Below are 20,938 nucleotides of genomic sequence, written 5' to 3'. Positions count from 1 at the left end.
TTTTAATTCTTCATTTTTAAATTTATAGTATCTACTTTGGTTACTAGAAATTATTTTAACAACAAAACATTTAAATGAAAAATAGGCTTATTTCTTTTATTAAAACAATCATTGTAATATATGCTTTATTATGCATTTTATTATATTTCTTTCAAGAAAGCCTAATATTTTTTCCTCAAGAACTACCACAAGGTCATCAATTTAATTTTAATCAGGAATTTAATGAATTAAGTTTCAAATCTAAAGATGGTAAATTATTAAATGGTTTATTATTCAAATCCATTAACTCAAAAGGGTTAATCTTTTATTTACATGGTAATTCAGGTTCCTTAAATTCTTGGGGAAATGTTGCCATGACTTATACTAAACTAAATTATGATGTATTTATTTTAGATTATAGAGGCTATGGAAAAAGTCAAGGAAAAATATATAATCAAGAGCAATTATTTGAAGATAATGCAATTGTTTATAACAAACTAAAAGAAGGATACAACGAAGATAACATTATAATTTTAGGTTATTCAATAGGGACTGGCTTAGCATCAAAATTAGCTTCAGAAAACAACTCTAAACATTTAATTTTACAAGCTCCTTACTACAGTTTAGCACATCTTGTTCAACAAAAATTTTCTTTCATTCCTTCATTTATTTTAAAATATAAACTAGAGACAAATCAATATTTAAAGAAGTGTAAAATGCCCATAACAATATTTCATGGAGATATTGATAATGTTATTAATTTAAATGCATCTTTAAAACTCAAAAAAGAATTTGGCGAACAAATCCATTTAATAATTTTAGAAAATCAAGGTCATAATGGAATTACAGAAAACAAAAATTATAGAAATGAATTAAAAAAAATATTAATAAAATAAATTACACCTTAAAAAACTCGTTTCGCCTTTACAAACTCTTTTTTCCAATAATTTTCTTTCATTGATGAAACAATTACTCCTTTTGAAGTTGTCGAGTGAATAAATTGAACATCATCATTATTAACAGATATAACTAAGCCAACATGATTAATTCCCCCTTTTAATCGAGAAATATCAAAAAATAATAAATCTCCCTTTTTAACTTCAGAAAGAGAAACCTCTGCACCTTTTTTACTCATCGAGGCAGATGAACGGGGTAATTTCTTATCAAAAACTTTAAAAACTGTTATCACCAGCCCTGAACAATCCATCCCACTTTTAGTAGTCCCTCCAGCTCTATAAGCAACTCCTTTATATGAATTAGCAATAGTAATCAATTCTTCTACCTTTGACTTTTCTTCTGTATAAGTTTCTTCTCCTTGCTTAATAAAACGAAAGACTATAAAACCTATAATTATCAATAATAACAGTAATTGTTTTCTCATATACTACTCTATTTAAACCAATTATTAAAATAAAATATTTTGGCATGTTAATTGAAACATAGAGTAAAATAACTCAAAAAATTAAAACTATGTTAAAAACAACTACTAAAAATCTATTACTACTTCTTTTCTTATCAATGTTACAATTTTCTTGCTCAAACAACAACGAAGAATTAGTTAAAGAAGAAACTAAACCCAAAAATCTTTTAATTGAATTTGAATTGAATGGAAAACCTATATCTATTAACTTTCCTATAATTCAAAATATTGGTTCAGGTATTAGAAATACTACACTTCAGAATCCAAAAGGAACAATTTTAGCAGGGATTTCAGAAACATATTCAAATGATGACTACCATATTCAATTATTCTTTGATGAATATTTTTCTGATAAAGAATATTCTTTCAATATAGAAGAAAGTATGTTTAAACTACCTTGGGAGGATTTCGAAACTACAATGTATAACAATGATAATTTTGGAGTAAAATATGTAGATTATAAAGAAAGTTATAAAAAGGATTTAAACACTAATAGCCATAAAGGATTTACTATTAAAATTAAGGATATTAAAAATAACAAAACATATACTAGTTTATTGTTTGAAACATTATACAGTACTGATACTAATAGTCCTTATGAGTATAATAATTTAATGAAAAATTCTTTCTTCAAATTTATCTCTTCAAACAAGTTACAAGATGATGACTTAACATTTAACAAACATGAAGTTAAAGCTTCTTTTGAATGCAAACTTTTAGACTACACTAAGAATTTAGATGACGGATTGGTTATAAACGAAATCATAAACTTAACTAATGGAAAAATAGTTGGAGTTTTATAAAAACTAAAAAGACCTGCAAAAAATTGCAGGTCTTTCCAGTTATAACACACGTTTTGCTTTTATAAATGCTTTTTTCCAATATTTATTAAATAATGAGGTTACAATAACTCCTCTTGAACTTGTTGAATGTATAAAATGGATATCACCATTTTTAACTGATGTCACCAAACCTACATGATTTACTTTTCCTTTTTTTCGTGCTGTTTTAAAAAACAGTAAATCACCTCGTTCTACTTTTCGTAAAGGTATTTCATATCCTTTTGTATACATTTCACGAGAAGTTCGTGGTAAATCTATATTACGCTTTTTGAAAGACACATGGATTAAACCAGAACAGTCCATTCCTTTATTCGTGGTACCTCCATATTTATATCGAGTTCCCTTAAAAGAAACTGCAGTCCAAACTATTTTATCTGCGATGGTAGGTGACGATGATTTCTCTTTTGTTGCTGTTACTATTTTAGACTTTGGCTTTGATCTTTTACTTGAAGGAACATTTTTGGATGAACCACAAGAAATCATTAATAAGGAAAGTGAAAAAATGAAAAGTATTTTTTTTATCATATATTCAATAGCATTTTTAAATTTATATCTAAGTTTATTTTTTATTCGCTCCCTCAACAATCAGTTTGGCTGTTTTTTCAGAAGCTCCTTTCCCTCCTAACTTTTGTTCTAAATCAAAATAAGACAAAAACAATTCTTCTCTTTTCTTTTGGTTTAAAATAGATTCTAATTCTGTTTTTAAATTTTCTTTGGTAAAATCGTTTTGAATTAACTCTTTAACAACTTCTTTATCCATTATTAAATTAACTAACGAAATATACTCTAATGTTATAATTCGTTTTGCTATATGATAAGAAATATTGCTTCCCTTATAACAAACTACTTGTGGCACTTTAAACAAAGCTGTTTCTAAGGTTGCAGTTCCAGAACCTACTAAGGCAGCATGAGAAACACTTAATAAATCGTAAGTCTTATTGCTAATTAACTTCACATTTTTATTCCCAATAAATGTTTGATAAAATTCTTTTGTTTGACTAGGTGCTCCACCTACTACAAATTGATACTCCGAAAATTCATTAACTAACGATAACATTACTGGTAGCATCTTAGTAATTTCTTGCTTTCTACTTCCTGGCAATAAGGCTATTATTTCTTTATCTCCTAAATTATATTCCTTTCTAAAACTTTCTTCATCTATCTGCTTTCTCCCTGCTATCCCATCAATTAAAGGGTGTCCAACAAAGTTTACATCATAGTCATATTTCTTATAAAACTCCTTTTCAAATGGTAGTATAACAAACATTTCATCAACATCTCTTTTAATGTCTTTTACCCTACCTGCTCTACTTGCCCAAACTTGTGGCGAGATATAATAATTTGTTCTAATTCCTTCTTGTTTTGCCCACTTAGCAATACGCAAATTAAACCCTGAATTATCTATAAGTACTAATACATCAGGGTTGAACTTAGCAATGTCTTTCTTACAAAAAGAAATCATTCCTAGAATCTTACGTAGATTCATCAGTACCTCTATAAACCCCATAAAAGCACGTTCTTTATAATGCTTTACAAGTGTACCTCCAACCTCTTGCATTAAATCTCCTCCCCAAAAACGAATTTCTGCTTTTGGGTCTTCCTTTAACAAAGCTTTCATCAAATTAGCTCCATGTAAATCTCCTGAAGCTTCTCCTGCAAGGATGTAATATTTCATTAAATATTATTTAGAAAAATTTTATAATAAATGTAATTAATGCTGTTAAAATAGTAGCTAATAATACCCCTCTAGCTCTATAATCTTGATTCTTTTTTAAAAATATCCAAAACACTAATAAATTAGGAATGGCAGCCAGTGCAATTACAGAACCTAATACGCCCCCTTCTTTTACTTTTTGAAAAGTAGTACCTATACTATCATATGATATATATTCTAGATAAATAAACAGTCCAAAAGCAGTAGCTATTAAAGAAACTGAAATTCCTATTGCTATTTCTTTTCTTATATGTCCCATGAATTCAGTTTTTGGATTGCATGATGTGCTGTCATATCAAATTGTACAGGAACTACAGAAATATATCCATTTTCTAAGGCCCAAATATCAGTATCCTGCCCTTTATCTCTATTAACAAACTCTCCAGATAACCAATAGTATTCTTTTCCAAATGGACTTTTGCGTTTGTCAAAATCTTCTTTCCAATATCCATTCGCTTGCCTACAAACACGGATTCCTTTAATATCTTTTTCTTTTAACTTTGGGATGTTTACATTCAATACAACACCTTCTGGTAATCCATTTAACAAAACATTCAACGTTATTTTTTCAATAAACTTTTTAGCTGCTCTAAAATCAGCATGCCAATCAAAATCAAGTAATGAAAAACCAATTGCTGGAATTCCTTCTATCCCAGCTTCAACAGCAGCACTCATTGTTCCCGAATAAATAACATTTATTGATGAATTAGAACCATGATTAATTCCAGAAACACATAAATCTGGCACACGATTTAATATTTTATTTTTAGCCATTTTCACACAGTCAGCAGGTGTTCCTGAGCAGCTGTATTCTATTTGTGGGCCTTCGTCAATGGTAATCGGATTACAATGCAAAACGTTGTTTACCGTAATTGCATGCCCCATACCACTCTGAGGACTATCTGGAGCAACAACAACAACGTCTCCTATTTTATTCATTATTTCAATTAACATTCGAATACCAGGAGCGGTAATTCCATCATCATTTGTAACTAATATTAAGGGTCTTTCTTGCATAGTAGAATAGTTTTACAACAAATGTAACACAAAAAAAGGACTCTTTTTTTAACATTTTGTAAAGACAAAAAGCTTTATTTTATGTGTAAAATTGTAGTAATCAAACACAAACGTTATGGTACGCTTTATTATCTATGTAACTCTTTTCACTTTAAGTACAATATTTTCGGTAGTAAATGCACAAAACAAAGGAACAAAACCATGTAGTTCTCCTGAATATTCTCAATTTGATTTCTGGGTTGGAAACTGGAATGTTTATGACACGAAGAAAAACCTTATAGGTACCAATAACATTATTAAACTTTCTAATGCTTGTGCCATTCAAGAGAATTGGGTTTCTAAAACATCTAAAAGTAAAGGAACTAGTTATAACTATTATAACAAATCTGATAATTCTTGGAATCAATTATGGGTAGACAATACAGGGTTCTCTTTAGAATTAAAAGGACAATATGATGCCAATAAGATGGTTTTAAAAAGTAAGCTTATAAAAAGTCAAAACGGTGATTTTTATAATCAAATTACTTGGACTAAAAACTCTGATGGAACAGTAACTCAAATTTGGGATTATATTGACAAAAACCATAAAAAAATAAAGGAAGTTTTTAAAGGAATTTACAAAAAGCAAGAAAACTAAAAAAGTTGGCATTATTTTAGTAGCTTAGCAACACAACGACACAATAAAAAAATAAAAAGACAGAAGATACATGAAGACGAAATTTATCATTCCATTTTTAGCATTTACATTACTATTTTCAAGTTCTACTTTTTCAAATTCGGTTTCTAATAACGATCCGGATAAAGATAGAGTAATTGTTTATGTTTTAAAAAATATATTGTCAAGATATCACTATGTTCAAAAGGATTTAAATGACGATTTTTCTGAGCATGTATACAATACTTTTATTGATGGTTTAGACCCAAGTAAGAGATATTTTACACAGGAAGACTTAAAAGAATTTTCTAAATACAAATATCAAATTGATAATCAATTAAGAGATACTAGAATTGATTTTTACAAATTGGTTTATAACCGTTTTTTAGAAAAATTAGGTACTGCTAAGAAAACATATCGTTCTTTATTACTTGAACCTTTTAACTATAAGAAAGATGAAGTAATTGACGTAGATTATGATAAAATTCCTTTTGCTAAAAATGATAGTGAATTAATTAACTATTGGAGAAAACAATTAAAACTTTCAATTTTAAGTAGAATTGAAGATGCAGAAGATCAGCAAAAGGAAAAAGCTAAAAAAGACAAAAACTTTAAAAAGAAAACCTTTGCTGAATTAGAAAAGGAAGCTAGAAAAGAAGTTTTAAAAAATATGAACGATTTATATCAACGTATTGATGAACTTGAAAATTCTGATTGGTATTCTACTTTTTTAAATAGTGTAGTAAGTGGATTTGATCCTCATACAACTTATATGTCTCCTAGAAGAAAATCGCGTTTCGATCAAGAAATGTCAGGTAAATTAGAAGGAATTGGTGCTCGTTTACAGAAAAAAGGTATTTATACTCATATTGTTGAATTGATTTCTGGTGGGCCAGCATGGAAACAAGGTGGTTTAGAACCTGATGATATTATTTTAAAAGTAGCACAAGGAAATAAAGAACCACTAGACATCGTAGGAATGAGATTGGACGATGCAATTAAATTTATTAAAGGAAAAAAAGGTACTGAGGTTCGTTTAACTGTTAAAAAGAAAATTGATGGTTCAATAAAAGTAATTCCAATTATTAGAGATGTAGTTGAGCTAGAAGAAACGTTTGTAAAGTCTAGTATTGTTGAAAAAGATGGAAAAAAATATGGGGTTATTAACTTGCCTAGATTTTATATAGATTTTAATGACTTAAGTCGTAGAGATGCTGCTAAAGACATGGAAAAAGAAATTGAACGCTTAAAGAAAGAAAACGTAAAAGGTTTAGTAATTGATTTACGTGATAATGGAGGTGGTTCTTTAAAGACAGCCATTGAAATTGGCGGATTATTTATTAAACAAGGTCCAATTGTACAAGTAAAGTATAGAAATGAACAACCCGTAGTTAAAAATGATACAGATTCGAAAATTCAATGGGATGGTCCTTTAGTAGTAATGGTAAATGAATTTTCTGCTTCTGCATCTGAAATTTTTGCTGCAGCTATGCAAGATTATAAACGTGGTGTTATTATTGGTGGAAAACAGACCTATGGTAAAGGAACTGTACAAAATGTATTACCAATTAATCGTTTTTACGAAAAATATCCTAGTGATTTAGGGGCTTTAAAAATGACTATTCAAAAATTTTATAGAATCAACGGTGGTTCTACCCAAATAGAAGGAGTTTATTCGGATGTTTCTCTACCTAGTAGGTTTAGTTATATGGAATTTGGTGAGCGTGATTTAGATGGAGCTTTACCTTGGGATAAGGTACAACAGGCTAAATATAATGCAACTAATTCTTATACAAACTTTGCTGATGTTGTTTATAACAGTAAGCAACGTGTAATGAAAAACAAAAAATTTAATCAAATTAACGAATACGCTAAGTGGTTAAAGAAGAATCAAGAAGAAAGAATATATTCTTTAAACTATAATAAATTTAAAGAAGAGAGTGACAAAAAATCTAAAGAAGGAGAAAAGTTTAAAGAAGTATTTAAATTTGATTCTAACCTAACATTTGACTCTCCTAAATACGAATTAAGTTTATTTAAAAAAGACACTGTTTTAAAAGAGAAACGTATTGCTTGGCATAAAAATTTAAAAAAGGATATTTATATAAACGAGGCACTTAATGTATTAAGTGAATTGAAAATGAATAAGAACTATACCATTGTAAAACATTAAAAAAATTGTATATTTATATTGAAGTATAGCTACTTCGTTCGGGGGATTACAAGTTTCAATAACAATTAAATTGATATGCTTTTAATCCAAAAAATAAATAATATACTAAATAGTAGAAAATACTATAATAATTATTACAGTCAAATAATTAAGAAATATAAAAATATAGATAATTATACATCTATATTTAACAGTGTTTTACAAGACAATGATATCATTGAAAGTAACGTTCCTATTCGTTTTTCTGATGATATTGATTTTGGTGCTTGCGTTAGTTCTGTAAAAAAAGGAATTAATACTTCGTATCGTTTTATTAAAAACCCCGATTTATGTGATATCATTTTTTTTACAACAAAAGTAGGTGGTTATCGAATAACCACTGAACTTCATTTTTTTAAAAATAAACTTATTTTTTTCAAATATACTTTTCCTTCATTATCAAATAAGAAAAAGGTTGAAAACTTAATAAAAAAGAAATATAAAATAAAAGAGCCTGTAACTGATAAAATAAATAATTTACTAGTTACAGACGCTCTTAATAGTTATTTGAAAACAGAAAATGAAGTCACATTTTCTATCTATTATTTCACAAAAAATTATGGTTTCTATGCTTTCTTAAAGCAACAACAAGAAAACTCAAAAATGAATGTTTTAAATCAACTTTATAATTCAGAATCTCAATTATTAGAAAAAATTTAAGCCATTGTAATTTCAACTACAATTCCTTCATTAGCTCTAACATTAAAAACAGTTTCATCTTCAAAAATCAAATACTGCCCTTTTATACCTACTAACGTTCCTGTATAGCTTTGTTCCTTTACAATATTCAAACTTTTAGGCTTTGTTGGGTACTTTTCTACAGGGAAATTAATTGATGTTTCTTTGTTATTTTCAATATAATATTGCTGAGCTTCTTCAGGAATAAAAGCTTTTAAACGTTCTTGCCACGATACTAAATTTTCATCTTCAATATCATTTTTTAGCATTTTTCGCCAGTTGGTTTTATCAGCCACATGTTCTTTTAAAGCAACCTCAGTAATTCCTGCTAAATAACGATTAGGTACCTCAACAATTTCAATAGCTTCATGAGCTCCTTGATCTATCCAACGTGTTGGCACTTGTTGTTTTCTAGTAACACCAACCTTTACATTACTAGAATTAGCTAAATACACAATATGTGGTTGTAATTGTACTTTTTTCTCATATTCTAAGTCACGATCTTCAATATCTAAATGAGCTTTACTTAACTCAGGTCTCATAATCCAATCTCCAGCATTCGGTGTTTCAAAAAAACATTTCTTACAAAACCCTTGACGGTAAACTTGTTTTTCTAAATGACAATTTAAACATTCATAAGTAACAAAACTTAGTGTTATTTTTTTGTTTAAAAGCTGATTCATGTTTAAAAAATCAGATTTCATATCTAAGTAATACTGTACAGTATCTAAATTTTCAGTCATCATTTTTTTTAAAACTCCTTGGTATTGCATGTCTTAAATTTTATTACTTTTAGCTTCACAAACTTACAGTAAAAAAATTGAATTAAGAGTCAAACTATGTCGTTTCCATTTATAAATTCTATTATTTCATGGTTTTTGAAAAAACGCAAACATCAGGTAGAATTATTTTTAAAATATCCTATCGATGTTCAAAACGAATTACTTCAAAAATTATTAAATACTGCTAAGAATACTGAGTTTGGAAAACAACATAACTTCTCTTCAATTAAAAACTACATCGATTTTACCAATAATGTTCCTATCCAGAGATATGAAAGTATTGAACCACTTATAGAGAGATGTAGAAAAGGAGAACAAAATTTATTTTGGCCTACAACAATTAAGTGGTTTGCAAAATCAAGTGGAACTACCAATGCTAAAAGTAAATTTATTCCAGTAAGTAATGAAGCCTTAGAAGGATGTCATTTAAAAGCTGGTAAAGACATGCTGTGTTTATACATTAATAATAATGAAGAAACACAAATGTTTACTGGTAAAGGATTAAAATTAGGAGGTAGCACAGCCATTTATGAGGATAACAATTCTCATTTTGGAGATTTATCTGCAATTATAACCGAAAACTTACCTTTTTGGGCAGATTTTAGCTCTGCTCCTAGTCAAGAAATTTCTTTAATGGCAGAATGGGAAACAAAAATGGAAGCTATTATTAATGAAACTATTAACGAAAATATTACTAGTTTAGTTGGAGTTCCTAGCTGGATGTTAGTACTTCTAAATAGAGTTTTAGAAAAAACCGGTAAAAATAATATTTTAGAAGTTTGGCCTAATTTAGAAGTTTACTTCCATGGAGGTGTCAATTTTAACCCATATAGAGAACAGTACAAAAAATTAATTCCAAAAGACAGTTTCAAATATTACGAAACTTATAATGCTTCTGAAGGTTTCTTTGCTATTCAAGACCAAAATAATTCAGAAGAATTATTACTAATGCTCGATTACGGTATTTTTTATGAATTTATTCCTATGGATTCTTATGATGGTGAAAATTCAATAGCCATTCCATTATCTGAAGTTAAAAAAGATGTTAATTACGCAGTGGTTATTACTACCAATGGTGGTTTATGGCGTTATTTAATTGGTGATACTGTTAAGTTTACTTCTTTAAATCCTTATCGAATAAAAATTACTGGTAGAACAAAACACCATATTAATGTTTTTGGTGAAGAATTAATTATTGAAAATGCAGAGGAAGCTTTAAAAATTGCAAGTACAAAAACTAATGCTTCTATTAGAGATTATACTGTTGGTCCAATTTTTATGAATGATAATAAAAGTGGTGGACATGAATGGGTTATTGAATTTAGTACTCCTCCTAAAAGCATAGATACTTTTACAGAATTATTAGATAATGCTTTAAAATGTATCAATTCAGATTATGAAGCCAAGCGCTATAATAACATGACCTTGTCTTTACCTAAAGTACATCAAGCACGACAAGGATTATTTTATGATTGGTTAAGTAAAAAAGGTAAACTTGGTGGACAACATAAAGTACCTCGTCTTTCTAACAAACGTGATTTTGTAGATGAATTACTTAACTTATAGGTTATGAGCTCTTTTTTTGAACAAAATGCCGATTTACTATTAGAAAACCCTGAACTTGCAGAAGCTTTTCAAAATATTATAAAACCTGAAAAATATCCTAAACATCATATACTACATGAAGCTGGGCATATTTGTAACCATATGTATATTATCATATCTGGAATAGCTCGTGTTTTTTATTACAAAGATGGAAAAGATATAACTGTACATTTTTCAGTTGAACAAGAAAGTATAACTACTATTGATAGCTTTATTCAACGTAAAAAAAGCAAATATAACATTGAAGCTTTAGAAGATTTGGAAGTTCTAAAAATTACGCATGCAGATTTAGAAAATCTTTTTGATTCCAATCCTAAATATGAACGATTTGGTCGTCTATTTTTACAAAAAATTTATATAGACCTTGTTGAAAGAATCGACGATTTACAACTTCACACTGCTCAAGAACGATATAATATTTTACTACAAAAGAAACCATTTCTATTTAATAGAGTAGCCTCTAAACACCTTGCTTCTTTCTTAGGTATGACTCCCGAAACCTTCAGTAGAATTAGAGGGAAATAATTTCTTGATAATTATCAAGAAAAACATAAAATTGGTAAAATATCTTTGTTGTATAAAACAACTACAACATGACAATAGCAGAAGCTTTACAAGGATTTTATACCAAAAACAATCTCTTAAAAAATGGAGGCGAAGATGAAAGTACCTTTGAATTAAAGTTTAAATTATTTACGTTAAAACTTCCCAATTCTCAATTTAGAAAAGATATAATTCACATTCACGATATACAACATGTATTATACAACTGTGATACAACTTGGAAAGGAGAAGCTTTTATCGCTGGGTGGGAAATTGCCACAGGTATGTGGAAAAAATTACCTATCGGTATAATGAGTACTTGGGCAATGGGTTTTTCTCTTTTAAACTATCCAAAAGACGTTTATAGAGGTTATAAAGCTGGATTAAAAGTAATTGGTATTATCGATTTAAATCTTAGCAAAGAGGAACTATTACAATTTTCTATTGAAGATCTAAAAAAAAGAATAAAGAAAAAAGGTCAGAATAAAATGGATTTTACACAAATAGTTTATTTTATTTTTTGGGTACTTTTTAGCCTCTTTATTTTTTTATTTCCTTTTAGTTTACTCCCTCTTCTATTTGTATTCTAATTGGTAATTGATATTGTGTTGAAACAGGTATCCCTCTTTTAAAACCAGGAGTTATTTTGGGTAGCTTTTTTATAGATTGTCTAATTACACTATCTAATTTTGGTAAGTACTCTTTTATATTGTTGGATGATGAAATATCTTTTAGCTCAAACTTCCCTTTACTACTAATTTGCAAGTCTATTAAAACTACCTCATCTATTAATTCATTACTAACAAAATTATATAATTGTAACTCCTTGGTTATTCTTTGCTGAATTTCTTTTCTAAAACAATTTGTTTTAGCTTCATCCATAAGGTTTTTACAAACACTAAAAGAAGGAGAAACATCTACTTTAGAAAAATCAATAACAGTATCTATCATCTGATCTTTATTCTTTTTTGATGAAGAAAAAAAATCGCACGACACAAATAATAAAATCGTAATTAAAGAAACACAGCAACACCTCATCTCATTGATTTTGAGATGAAAATACAAAAATTTAGCCTATTCTATAACATCACCTTTCATGAAATAATATTTTTTTATTTCTTTAATTCTAGTTTTCACTTGACTTGTAAGCAAAGAATCTTTTTCTTCAAACCTATCCATATAGTTTTTATAATATTTTAAGGCTAGCTTTTTATCCTCATAATAGTTTTCGGTAGTATTAGCTAACTGATATAGCGCTCTGTAGTTTCTACTATTTTCATTATAAGAATTTTTATAAGCCTTCATTTCTGCTTTAGGTTTTCCTAATTCTTTATATACTCTTGCTAATTGGTAATATTCAATATCTCTAGATTCTTTTCCTACATAAGTTGCTAACATATAGTTATACATTGCACTCTTATATTCTTTTTGATCAAAATTTATATCTCCTAAATAAGTATATGATTTAAAATCTGACCGATCTATTTTTAATGCTTTATTAAAATATTTTTCAGCCTCATCATAATCTTTTAACTTGTACAAAGCTCTTCCTAACATTTTTTGAGTGTAATGCTCATTTGGTTTTAATGTATCTATTTTTTCTAACAAGGTAATTGCAGATAAATATTCCTTTTTTCTGTATAAGCTATTTATTTTTAATTTGTTTAATTCTATATGATTGGGATTTACTTGCAATCCTCTATTGGTAAAAATAGCAGAAGAATCTCTATCTCTTAATAAAACATAAGCAAGCGCTAATTGATGAATTGCCTTAATATGCTCATCATCATTTTTATAAGCCTCTAAAAAACTATTTATTTTTAAGTTTCTCTTCTTCAACATAGTATATACCACTCCAAGCTGGTAATGATAATTCGCATTTTCTTTATCCTTTTCAATTAAATTTTCAAATAGTTTTTTAGCCTTAGAAGGCTGTTTAGTCTTTAAATACAATTTACCTAATTGATATTTTATCAATAAATTATCATCATCATTTTCTACAATTTCTTCAAAAATTAATATCGCTTTTTTTAACTTTTTCTCTTTATTGTAGCTTTTCCCTAACTTAACTTTTATACTATAATCATTTTTAATCTCTAATGCTTTTTCATAATATTTTGAAGCCAACTTATAATTATCTATTGCTTCATAAATTTGAGCTTTCTTAGTATTGGAAATGAAAGTTGAAGGTAAGTTATTCAATTCTTCCAAAGCCTTTTTATAGCGTCCTTTATTAACTAGATTATCAATGGATTTAAAAGTCGAAGTTTGCGCTTCGACCTTTATAAATCCTATTAAAAATAATACAATTAAAATTCTCTTTTTCATTTTTTTTAATAAATTATTCAATATTTAAACTAATTGGCAATGTATATCCCGTAGCCACAATTTTTCCATTTTTCTCCCCTGGTTTCATTTTTGGTAATTTTTCAACAACTTCTATTGCATACTGTTTTAACTCTGGATGTGGAGCTCTCGCATTAATTTGTGTAATCTCTCCTGTTTTATCTATTTTAAACTGTACATAAATCCTTGTTTTTCCTTTTCTAATTCCTAAATTATTTCCTTTAGAAACGTCAAAGTTATCTGCTATAAACCTTGTAATACTTTTGCCAAAACAATCCTTATTACCTTCTTCACACCCAGGAAACGTCGGATACTTATCTAACATTGAAAATGGTACTTTATCATTATTTAAACTTGTATTTCTTTTATTCACTTTATAAGATTTTATTAAACCTTTCATATCGTAAAACACAAGTTTTCTTCCATCAGCACCTTCAAAAAACCTAATTGTCCCTTTCGAAAACACATTACTTTTGTTTGGTGGCTTTGAAAGTAACTTCTCATATTCCATTTTTTCTTCTTCTGACAAATCATTAATAGAATATTCCTTTGTATCAGGGATTTTTGTCCCTAAATAAATATCCATATAGCTTTCTATAGATGAAGATACAGAAGGCTCTTTATCTAAGTCAAAATATAGCTTTCTGCTTTCTAGTTTAGCTCCAATAATATTCTTATCATTAGCTGAGCAAGCTGTATATAAAACCATACTTGCTAATAATGGAATTAATAATAAATACTTTAATTGTTTAATTTGTTTCGACTCTGTTTTCATAATCATAATAATTCTCTTTTTAATTAATGAATGTTTGTAAAATTGATTTATGAATGAAATGCTCTCAACTTGAAAAACATCAGAGAGTAAATTGTTTATGTAATTTTCTTTTAAAGTAGCTTTGCTCACTTTCTCATCAGATATATATTCATGAACTAAAGAAATTCTATTTTGATAAACGTATACCATTGGGTTAAACCACATTAGAATTCTTAGAAACTCAAAAAACAACAAATCAATTGAGTGTTTTTGTTTACTATGCACTAATTCATGTTGAATTATTTTTTCTTGTTTATCAGATGGAATCTCTTTTCCTATGAAAATATAATTGAAAAAAGAAAATGCTTTTGCGTTCTTTGGTAACAGCACCAATTTATATGTTTTCCTACGTTCAATTCCATGTTTAATTATTAATCGAACAATTCGTAATAACTTTATAACAAACACTATTAAAAACACAAAACATCCACTCCAAAATAGCACATCTAAATAATCAATAGATTGATACCATGCAGCTTTTTCAATTACTCGCTGTGGAGATAAAACTACTTCTGGCAACATAATGGTATATTCTAAAGGAACTGCTTTTTGTATAGTAGGTATTTTTACTAGTGGTAATAAGAATGATACTATAGATGTTGATAATAAATACCATCTATTCTTAGAAAAAAAAGTTTCTTTACTTAAGAAAAAATCATAAACTGCTACAAACAGTACTTGAAATAAGACTACTTGAATTATATAATTTATCATGACTCTTTATTTTTATTTATCTCTTTCAAAATACTTTCCAATTCATTAATATCCATCTTATTTTCCTTCATAAAAAAAGATACCATACTTTTGAATGAACCTCCAAAGTAACCATTCATTAACTTATGTAGACTTTCATTACTATACTCCGATTTTTTCACCAGTGGGTAATATACATACCCCCTTCCTTTAGGCTGATGCCCAACAAACTCTTTAGTTTCTAAAATTCTAATAATAGTAGAGACTGTATTATAAGCTGGTTTCGGTTCTGGTAACTCTGCTATAACTTCTTTTACAGATGCTTCTTTTAAATCCCATAAAACTTGCATTATCTGCTCTTCTGCTTTTGTTAATTGCTTACTCATTCTAACTTTTATTGAAATATTTCACTACAAATATAACTAAAAAATTAGTTTAAACTAATTTTTTAGTTACAAAAATGTAACAAATAGTCATTATACTCGTCTTATAAATAGAAAAATAAAGCTATTTTAAACTAAAAAAAGAATATAAAATATGGATATATTGCTAACCTTACTTGGTTTTATATGTGTTTGTTTAGGTATCGTTGGTTCATTTTTACCAATCTTGCCAGGTCCTTTAACAGGTTGGTTAGGTTTATTATTATTACATTTAACAAAAGCGATACCTCAAGATTGGACATTCTTAGGTATAACACTAGCCATTGCTGTTTTTATTTTTATTATTGATTATTTTATTCCTGCCATTGGAACAAAACGTTTTGGAGGTAGTAAGTATGGAGTTTATGGAACTACTATAGGATTAATTATAGGTTTATTCTCCCCTATTCCTTTTGGAATATTGATTGGTGCTTTTTTTGGAGCTCTTATTGGTGAATTAATTTATGACAGTAAAGATACTTCTAGAGCAATTAAAGCTTCTTTCGGGGCATTTTTAGGCTTCCTAGTTTCTGCTACCATCAAATTTTCCGTAGCTACAGTATATTTTGTTCTATTCTTAACTACTTTCTGGGAATACAAAAACGCTTTCTTTTAACCTTAAATCTAATGCAAAAAAAAAGCAACCCATCTCAGGGAAGCTTTCCATTGGTTAACAAAACCATGGTACTATTTAAAGTACCTAACAACACAACTAAATGCTACTTTACAAAAAAGCAGCCTGCAAATATACAACCTTTTTTAATACCTGCAAATTTTTTTAGTTTTTTTACAAAAAATGTCAATCTGTTATTCATTGTTTAATTCTTCAATTGATTGTATCTTTGCCCCTTCATTAAAAAATTATAAAAATTAACCCATGCAATTATCAGAACAAGAAGTTGTACGTAGAGAAAAGTTAGGGAAATTACGAGAATTAGGTATTAACCCTTACCCTGCTGATTTATTTCCATTAAATTCAAATTCAAAAACCATAAAGGATAAGTTTGAAGAAGGAAAAAAGGTGGTAATTGCTGGTAGATTAATGAGTCGTCGTATACAAGGAAAAGCTTCTTTTGCTGAATTACAAGATAGTGAAGGAAGAGTTCAAGTATATTTTAATAGAGATGAGATTTGTCCTGAAGAAGACAAAGATTTATACAATGAAGTTTATAAAAAACTTTTAGATATAGGTGACTTTGTAGGTATAGAAGGAGAATTATTTAAAACTAAAGTTGGAGAAATTACTGTAATGGTAAAAGACTTTAAATTATTAAGTAAAGCTTTAAAACCTTTACCACTTCCTAAAGTTGATGCTGAAGGAAATACCTTTGATGGTTTTACAGATCCTGAAATGCGTTATAGACAACGTTATGCTGACTTAGTTGTAAATCCACATGTAAAAGATGTATTTGTAAAAAGGACTAAGTTATTTAACGCTATGCGTCAGTTTTTTAACGATGCTGGTTATTTTGAAGTAGAAACTCCTATTTTACAACCAATTCCAGGTGGTGCTGCAGCAAGACCATTTATTACTCATCATAATGCCTTAGACATTCCATTATACATGAGAATTGCTAACGAATTATACTTAAAACGTTTGATTGTTGGTGGTTTTGATGGTGTATATGAGTTTTCTAAAAACTTCCGTAACGAAGGAATGGACAGAACTCACAATCCAGAGTTTACAGCAATGGAAATCTATGTAGCTTATAAAGACTACAACTGGATGATGGACTTTACAGAAAAATTATTAGAACACTGTGCTATAGCTGTAAACGGAACTACTGAAGCTACTTTTGGAGAACATAAAGTTGACTTTAAAGCTCCTTATGCTAGAGTTACTATGGCTGATTCTATAAAGCATTTTACTGGTTTTGATATCAATGGTAAATCGGAAGACGAAATTCGTGCTGCTGCTAAAGGTATGGGCATTGAGGTTGATGACACCATGGGGAAAGGAAAATTAATTGATGAAATTTTTGGTGAAAAATGTGAAGGAAATTATATTCAACCAACTTTCATTACAGATTATCCTAAAGAAATGTCTCCTTTATGTAAAGAACATAGAGATAACCCTGAATTAACAGAGCGTTTTGAATTAATGGTTTGTGGTAAAGAGATAGCTAATGCTTATTCAGAATTAAATGATCCAATAGATCAACGTGAACGTTTTGAAGCTCAACTAAAATTAGCTGCTCGTGGTGATGATGAAGCTGGAGAATTTATTGATCAAGATTTCTTACGTGCATTAGAATATGGAATGCCTCCTACTTCTGGTTTAGGTATTGGTATGGATCGTTTAATAATGTATTTAACAAACAATCCTTCTATTCAAGAAGTATTATTCTTCCCGCAAATGAAACCTGAGAAGAAAACTCCTTCTATTGAATTAAATGATGATGAGAAAGCTTTATTAGCTTTAATTGATAAAGCTGAAAAAATAGATTTAAATGAATTAAAGTCTGATTCTGGTTTATCTAATAAAAAATGGGATAAGACTATAAAGAGTTTAACCAAAAACAAATTAGCTAAAGTTGAAAAATCCGAAGAAGGTTTATTTGTATTAGCTGTATAAATCATATTTATATGAATAAAAAAACCACCTTTTTTAGGTGGTTTTTTTATTTTACAATCATAATCTCTTTTTACTTTACTTAATAAACAAGGTTGTTCAACTTTACTTTTCTTCCTCTCATCTAATTTTAAAAAATTAATCGCTTTATAAAATTACCTTTACAGTGTAATAACTTATTAAATGAGTTATCACTAAAAAAGAAGTTTATCCGGGGGGACGCTTCTTTTTTTTGGTTAAAAAACACTATTCATCTATATTTTTTTGCTTTTCAACAAGCAGATTATTCCATTTATCGAAAAATTGACAAAAATTACTTATATAAAAGGTAAATTAGAAATAGATAATTTGAATTTAATGTTTAACCACCCCTTATACAAAAAGCTCCCCCGGGAGCTCTTTTGTTATTTCATACTTATTTAACAACCTACTTCTCCTATAATCAATTCAAATTGTTGTGATACAAGCTCTCCCTTACTATTTCTTGCTGGATTCCATTTAGGCATTTTATACAACATTTTTATAATGGCTTTATCTACTGAAATAATACCTGTTGTTTTTGTAACTTTTACATTTCCTACTTCTCCCATTTCATTTACTGTAAACAACGCTGTTGCATTTTGCATAGGATTAAAGTTCCAGTTTAAAATTTCAACTGTACTATTCTTTTTCAAATATTCAACAAGTTGCTCATTACCTTCTCTAAAACTAGCTGATACTTCTGGAACTACTGTCATAGTAATATTTGTTTCTTTTTTGGTATTGTTAGTCCCTAAAGATTCTTTGTCTTTATAAACTACTCTTATTAAAATATCATCTCCAATATGTATGTTATTAAATAATTCTTGTTGTTTGCTATTTAAATTAATGTCATCTCCAACTTCTTTTATAGCTTCATCTTTCGTTATTCTATATGTTTCAACAGTAATATAATTTTCTATCCAGTTAGAAGGGTAATCTTCTACAATGTCTTTTAATGTTTTCGCTTTACTTAGTTTATATTTAGTAATTGTCCTATTACTAGCTCCTCTAACCAAGTAATTAGGTATTACTTCAGAGAATTTATTAAAACGATCGCTACTAAAGCAACTTAGTTTATTAGTTGTTTTTTTTACTCCCTTAACTTCTATCGGATTATTGTCATTCGAACTATTTTTGTTTGCAAAACCAACAATTATTAAACTTCCTAAAATTGATAAAACTCCTACTATTAATATTTTTACTTTCATTTTTAAATGCTTTAATGGTTCATATCACAAAGTTATTTGAGCAATTATTAGTTATTGAAAATGAGATGTAAATAATTGTTAATGAAGTGTAAATAATTGTTATTGAGATGTAAATATTTAAAAGCCAAACAATAATTAACTTAACTTTGCTGATATGACAAATAAAACTATACGTACTATACTACTATTAATGCTAATAACCATTTTAGGATTATTTGTTACGCAAGTATATTGGTTTAAAAAGTCTTTTTCTCTTGAAGAGAAACAATTTGATGATAAAATAAATATTGCTTTAAGAAATGTAGCTCATCAATTATTAATCTTAGAAAAAGATTCTATTTCTACAATTCCACCTGTAACTAAAATTGCTTCTAATGAATTTCTTGTTAAAACAAATACACATTTTAATATAAATATTCTAGATAAAACTCTTCGAAAAGAATTTTACTCTAGAGACTTAAATATTGATTTTGATTATAACATTATTAAATCTAAAAACAGTGAAATAATATTAGGGAATACTATTTTTGACGTTACTGAGAACACTGAAATATCTTGCGAAAAAAGAACCTCAACTGTTGATCTTTTGGATTTCAAAATTATAATTAATAATAAAACAGTTTATCTTTTAAACTCTATGGGAATATGGATGTATTCCTCTGTTAGCTTACTTGTTATATTAGCTGTTTTTATTTTTATAATAATTTCTATTCTTAAAGAAAAAAAATTAGCACATTTAAGAAACGATTTTGTTAATAATATGACGCATGAGCTAAAAACTCCAATTACAAATATTTCTGTGGCATCTGATGCTATAAGAAATAGAAGTAATAAAATGGATACTAATAAATTAGGAAAATATGCTGATATTATTTACAATGAAAATAATCGATTATTAAACCTTGTTGATAGCGTACTACAAATTTCTACTATTGAAAAACAAGAAGAATCTTTCTCTTTTCAAGAAATCGATGTTCACGCTATTATAAATAAAGTATTATTAAGTTTTGAACCAATCATTGAAAAAAAAGAAGGTAGTATAAAAGCTTTTTTGGAAGCCAAAAAATATACTATTAGAGCAGATGAAACTCATTTTACTAATGTTGTATATAATTTAATTGAAAACGCTATTAAATATGCAAAAGTTCATCCTGAAATTACAATTAAAACGATGAACTTAAACAATGGAATTAATGTCGAAATCATTGATAAAGGTATTGGAATGAGTAAGGAAACTCAAGAACGTATTTTTGAAAAATTCTTTAGAGCCGAAAGCGGTAATATACACAACACCAAAGGATTTGGCTTAGGTTTAAGCTATGTTAAAACAATAATAGAAAAGCATTTAGGGAAAATTACTTTTACTAGTAAAGAGAATTTAGGAACTACGTTTACCATTTTTTTACCTATTTAAA

Annotated in this window: 22 protein-coding genes; 11 read left to right on the top strand and 11 right to left on the bottom strand. The window is 28.0% G+C overall.

Features of this window, described 5'->3' with window-relative positions; genetic code table 11:
* The first annotated feature begins 74 nt into the window (after positions 1 to 74).
* On the top strand, positions 75 to 875 hold the full coding sequence (locus tag ACOQN8_RS09495) for an alpha/beta hydrolase (protein ID WP_420552497.1): 801 nt from the start codon (positions 75 to 77) through the stop codon (positions 873 to 875).
* Between the two features lie 8 nt (positions 876 to 883).
* Here ACOQN8_RS09495 and ACOQN8_RS09490 read toward each other — a convergent pair whose 3' ends face one another.
* Positions 884 to 1,360, bottom strand: coding sequence for a C40 family peptidase (locus ACOQN8_RS09490; RefSeq protein ID WP_420552496.1), 477 nt, complete (start codon positions 1,358 to 1,360; stop codon positions 884 to 886).
* A gap of 89 nt (positions 1,361 to 1,449) precedes the next feature.
* Between ACOQN8_RS09490 and ACOQN8_RS09485 the strand changes: the two genes are divergently transcribed.
* A complete protein-coding gene (locus ACOQN8_RS09485) occupies positions 1,450 to 2,202 on the top strand; it encodes a hypothetical protein (RefSeq protein WP_420552495.1) in 753 nt (250 codons plus the stop codon).
* Between the two features lie 39 nt (positions 2,203 to 2,241).
* On the opposite strand, the gene ACOQN8_RS09480 is transcribed toward ACOQN8_RS09485, so the two are convergent.
* The 4 genes from ACOQN8_RS09480 to surE are packed head-to-tail and all read right to left on the bottom strand — an operon-like array spanning position 2,242 to position 4,972.
* Positions 2,242 to 2,766, bottom strand: coding sequence for a C40 family peptidase (locus tag ACOQN8_RS09480; protein WP_420552494.1), 525 nt, complete (start codon positions 2,764 to 2,766; stop codon positions 2,242 to 2,244).
* Positions 2,767 to 2,800: 34 nt separating this feature from the next.
* Positions 2,801 to 3,916 (bottom strand): lipid-A-disaccharide synthase, encoded by a 1,116-nt coding sequence (gene lpxB / locus ACOQN8_RS09475; protein WP_420552493.1) that lies wholly within the window; start codon positions 3,914 to 3,916, stop codon positions 2,801 to 2,803.
* Positions 3,917 to 3,926: 10 nt separating this feature from the next.
* Positions 3,927 to 4,214 (bottom strand): hypothetical protein, encoded by a 288-nt coding sequence (locus ACOQN8_RS09470; protein WP_420552492.1) that lies wholly within the window; start codon positions 4,212 to 4,214, stop codon positions 3,927 to 3,929.
* On the bottom strand, positions 4,202 to 4,972 hold the full coding sequence (surE, locus tag ACOQN8_RS09465; RefSeq protein WP_150900942.1) for a 5'/3'-nucleotidase SurE: 771 nt from the start codon (positions 4,970 to 4,972) through the stop codon (positions 4,202 to 4,204). Before surE ends, ACOQN8_RS09470 begins: the two co-directional genes overlap by 13 nt.
* 115 nt (positions 4,973 to 5,087) lie before the next feature.
* Between surE and ACOQN8_RS09460 the strand changes: the two genes are divergently transcribed.
* From ACOQN8_RS09460 to ACOQN8_RS09450, 3 genes are all read left to right on the top strand, one after another.
* Positions 5,088 to 5,609: a hypothetical protein gene (locus ACOQN8_RS09460; RefSeq protein ID WP_420552491.1), complete on the top strand. Its 522-nt coding sequence runs from the start codon at positions 5,088 to 5,090 to the stop codon at positions 5,607 to 5,609.
* A 70-nt stretch (positions 5,610 to 5,679) separates the two neighbouring features.
* Positions 5,680 to 7,800 carry a carboxy terminal-processing peptidase gene (locus ACOQN8_RS09455; RefSeq protein ID WP_420552490.1) on the top strand — a complete coding sequence of 707 codons (2,121 nt, stop codon included), beginning with the start codon at positions 5,680 to 5,682 and terminating at the stop codon, positions 7,798 to 7,800.
* 75 nt (positions 7,801 to 7,875) lie between these two features.
* Positions 7,876 to 8,499, top strand: a complete 624-nt coding sequence (locus ACOQN8_RS09450; RefSeq protein WP_420552489.1) for a hypothetical protein — start codon at positions 7,876 to 7,878, stop codon at positions 8,497 to 8,499.
* Here ACOQN8_RS09450 and ACOQN8_RS09445 read toward each other — a convergent pair.
* On the bottom strand, positions 8,496 to 9,290 hold the full coding sequence (locus ACOQN8_RS09445) for a DUF2797 domain-containing protein (protein ID WP_420552488.1): 795 nt from the start codon (positions 9,288 to 9,290) through the stop codon (positions 8,496 to 8,498). The two genes, ACOQN8_RS09450 and ACOQN8_RS09445, sit on opposite strands and share 4 nt — an antisense overlap.
* A gap of 66 nt (positions 9,291 to 9,356) precedes the next feature.
* Between ACOQN8_RS09445 and ACOQN8_RS09440 the strand changes: the two genes are divergently transcribed.
* The 3 genes from ACOQN8_RS09440 (at position 9,357) to ACOQN8_RS09430 (ending at position 12,037) form a co-directional block, all read left to right on the top strand.
* Positions 9,357 to 10,865 (top strand): GH3 auxin-responsive promoter family protein, encoded by a 1,509-nt coding sequence (locus ACOQN8_RS09440; RefSeq protein ID WP_420552487.1) that lies wholly within the window; start codon positions 9,357 to 9,359, stop codon positions 10,863 to 10,865.
* A gap of 3 nt (positions 10,866 to 10,868) precedes the next feature.
* On the top strand, positions 10,869 to 11,429 hold the full coding sequence (locus ACOQN8_RS09435; RefSeq protein WP_420552486.1) for a Crp/Fnr family transcriptional regulator: 561 nt from the start codon (positions 10,869 to 10,871) through the stop codon (positions 11,427 to 11,429).
* Between the two features lie 68 nt (positions 11,430 to 11,497).
* Complete coding sequence (locus ACOQN8_RS09430; protein WP_420552485.1) at positions 11,498 to 12,037, top strand: hypothetical protein; 540 nt, start codon at positions 11,498 to 11,500, stop codon at positions 12,035 to 12,037.
* Here the strand turns inward: ACOQN8_RS09430 and ACOQN8_RS09425 are convergent.
* The 4 genes from ACOQN8_RS09425 to ACOQN8_RS09410 form a co-directional block, all read right to left on the bottom strand.
* Positions 12,006 to 12,398 carry a hypothetical protein gene (locus ACOQN8_RS09425; protein WP_420552484.1) on the bottom strand — a complete coding sequence of 131 codons (393 nt, stop codon included), beginning with the start codon at positions 12,396 to 12,398 and terminating at the stop codon, positions 12,006 to 12,008. The genes ACOQN8_RS09430 and ACOQN8_RS09425 overlap by 32 nt on opposite strands.
* A gap of 123 nt (positions 12,399 to 12,521) precedes the next feature.
* The gene (locus ACOQN8_RS09420) at positions 12,522 to 13,775 is read right to left on the bottom strand and encodes a tetratricopeptide repeat protein (protein WP_420552483.1); all 1,254 of its coding nucleotides are present in this window, start codon (positions 13,773 to 13,775) and stop codon (positions 12,522 to 12,524) included.
* A gap of 13 nt (positions 13,776 to 13,788) precedes the next feature.
* Positions 13,789 to 15,321 (bottom strand): M56 family metallopeptidase, encoded by a 1,533-nt coding sequence (locus ACOQN8_RS09415; RefSeq protein ID WP_420552482.1) that lies wholly within the window; start codon positions 15,319 to 15,321, stop codon positions 13,789 to 13,791.
* Entirely contained in the window at positions 15,318 to 15,686 is a 369-nt protein-coding gene (locus ACOQN8_RS09410; protein ID WP_420552481.1) for a BlaI/MecI/CopY family transcriptional regulator, read from the bottom strand. The genes ACOQN8_RS09415 and ACOQN8_RS09410 overlap by 4 nt, the downstream gene beginning before the upstream one ends.
* Positions 15,687 to 15,837: 151 nt before the next feature.
* Between ACOQN8_RS09410 and ACOQN8_RS09405 the strand changes: the two genes are divergently transcribed.
* Positions 15,838 to 16,338 (top strand): DUF456 domain-containing protein, encoded by a 501-nt coding sequence (locus tag ACOQN8_RS09405; protein WP_420552480.1) that lies wholly within the window; start codon positions 15,838 to 15,840, stop codon positions 16,336 to 16,338.
* A 261-nt stretch (positions 16,339 to 16,599) separates the two neighbouring features.
* Positions 16,600 to 18,297: a lysine--tRNA ligase gene (gene lysS, locus ACOQN8_RS09400; RefSeq protein WP_420552479.1), complete on the top strand. Its 1,698-nt coding sequence runs from the start codon at positions 16,600 to 16,602 to the stop codon at positions 18,295 to 18,297.
* A 416-nt stretch (positions 18,298 to 18,713) separates the two neighbouring features.
* Here lysS and ACOQN8_RS09395 read toward each other — a convergent pair whose 3' ends face one another.
* A complete protein-coding gene (locus tag ACOQN8_RS09395; protein ID WP_420552478.1) occupies positions 18,714 to 19,523 on the bottom strand; it encodes an energy transducer TonB in 810 nt (269 codons plus the stop codon).
* A gap of 154 nt (positions 19,524 to 19,677) precedes the next feature.
* On the opposite strand from ACOQN8_RS09395, the gene ACOQN8_RS09390 reads away from it, so the two are divergent.
* Positions 19,678 to 20,937, top strand: a complete 1,260-nt coding sequence (locus tag ACOQN8_RS09390; RefSeq protein WP_420552477.1) for a sensor histidine kinase — start codon at positions 19,678 to 19,680, stop codon at positions 20,935 to 20,937.
* The last annotated feature ends 1 nt before the right edge of the window (position 20,938 follow it).

The organism is Tenacibaculum aiptasiae (assembly GCF_965221665.1).
GTDB lineage: Bacteria > Bacteroidota > Bacteroidia > Flavobacteriales > Flavobacteriaceae > Polaribacter > Polaribacter aiptasiae.
Note: the sequence above shows the minus strand (reverse complement) of the source record. Positions and strands in the feature narration are given on the sequence as shown.

Excerpts from the sequence above, each read along its gene's own strand:
- ACOQN8_RS09495 (WP_420552497.1), top strand. The coding sequence starts at position 75 with ATGAAAAATAGGCTTATTTCTTTTATTAAAACAATCATTGTAATATAT.
- ACOQN8_RS09490 (WP_420552496.1), bottom strand. The coding sequence starts at position 1,360 with ATGAGAAAACAATTACTGTTATTATTGATAATTATAGGTTTTATAGTC.
- ACOQN8_RS09485 (WP_420552495.1), top strand. The coding sequence starts at position 1,450 with ATGTTAAAAACAACTACTAAAAATCTATTACTACTTCTTTTCTTATCA.
- ACOQN8_RS09480 (WP_420552494.1), bottom strand. The coding sequence starts at position 2,766 with ATGATAAAAAAAATACTTTTCATTTTTTCACTTTCCTTATTAATGATT.
- lpxB (WP_420552493.1), bottom strand. The coding sequence starts at position 3,916 with ATGAAATATTACATCCTTGCAGGAGAAGCTTCAGGAGATTTACATGGA.
- ACOQN8_RS09470 (WP_420552492.1), bottom strand. The coding sequence starts at position 4,214 with ATGGGACATATAAGAAAAGAAATAGCAATAGGAATTTCAGTTTCTTTA.
- surE (WP_150900942.1), bottom strand. The coding sequence starts at position 4,972 with ATGCAAGAAAGACCCTTAATATTAGTTACAAATGATGATGGAATTACC.
- ACOQN8_RS09460 (WP_420552491.1), top strand. The coding sequence starts at position 5,088 with ATGGTACGCTTTATTATCTATGTAACTCTTTTCACTTTAAGTACAATA.
- ACOQN8_RS09455 (WP_420552490.1), top strand. The coding sequence starts at position 5,680 with ATGAAGACGAAATTTATCATTCCATTTTTAGCATTTACATTACTATTT.
- ACOQN8_RS09450 (WP_420552489.1), top strand. The coding sequence starts at position 7,876 with ATGCTTTTAATCCAAAAAATAAATAATATACTAAATAGTAGAAAATAC.
- ACOQN8_RS09445 (WP_420552488.1), bottom strand. The coding sequence starts at position 9,290 with ATGCAATACCAAGGAGTTTTAAAAAAAATGATGACTGAAAATTTAGAT.
- ACOQN8_RS09440 (WP_420552487.1), top strand. The coding sequence starts at position 9,357 with ATGTCGTTTCCATTTATAAATTCTATTATTTCATGGTTTTTGAAAAAA.
- ACOQN8_RS09435 (WP_420552486.1), top strand. The coding sequence starts at position 10,869 with ATGAGCTCTTTTTTTGAACAAAATGCCGATTTACTATTAGAAAACCCT.
- ACOQN8_RS09430 (WP_420552485.1), top strand. The coding sequence starts at position 11,498 with ATGACAATAGCAGAAGCTTTACAAGGATTTTATACCAAAAACAATCTC.
- ACOQN8_RS09425 (WP_420552484.1), bottom strand. The coding sequence starts at position 12,398 with ATGATAGATACTGTTATTGATTTTTCTAAAGTAGATGTTTCTCCTTCT.
- ACOQN8_RS09420 (WP_420552483.1), bottom strand. The coding sequence starts at position 13,775 with ATGAAAAAGAGAATTTTAATTGTATTATTTTTAATAGGATTTATAAAG.
- ACOQN8_RS09415 (WP_420552482.1), bottom strand. The coding sequence starts at position 15,321 with ATGATAAATTATATAATTCAAGTAGTCTTATTTCAAGTACTGTTTGTA.
- ACOQN8_RS09410 (WP_420552481.1), bottom strand. The coding sequence starts at position 15,686 with ATGAGTAAGCAATTAACAAAAGCAGAAGAGCAGATAATGCAAGTTTTA.
- ACOQN8_RS09405 (WP_420552480.1), top strand. The coding sequence starts at position 15,838 with ATGGATATATTGCTAACCTTACTTGGTTTTATATGTGTTTGTTTAGGT.
- lysS (WP_420552479.1), top strand. The coding sequence starts at position 16,600 with ATGCAATTATCAGAACAAGAAGTTGTACGTAGAGAAAAGTTAGGGAAA.
- ACOQN8_RS09395 (WP_420552478.1), bottom strand. The coding sequence starts at position 19,523 with ATGAAAGTAAAAATATTAATAGTAGGAGTTTTATCAATTTTAGGAAGT.
- ACOQN8_RS09390 (WP_420552477.1), top strand. The coding sequence starts at position 19,678 with ATGACAAATAAAACTATACGTACTATACTACTATTAATGCTAATAACC.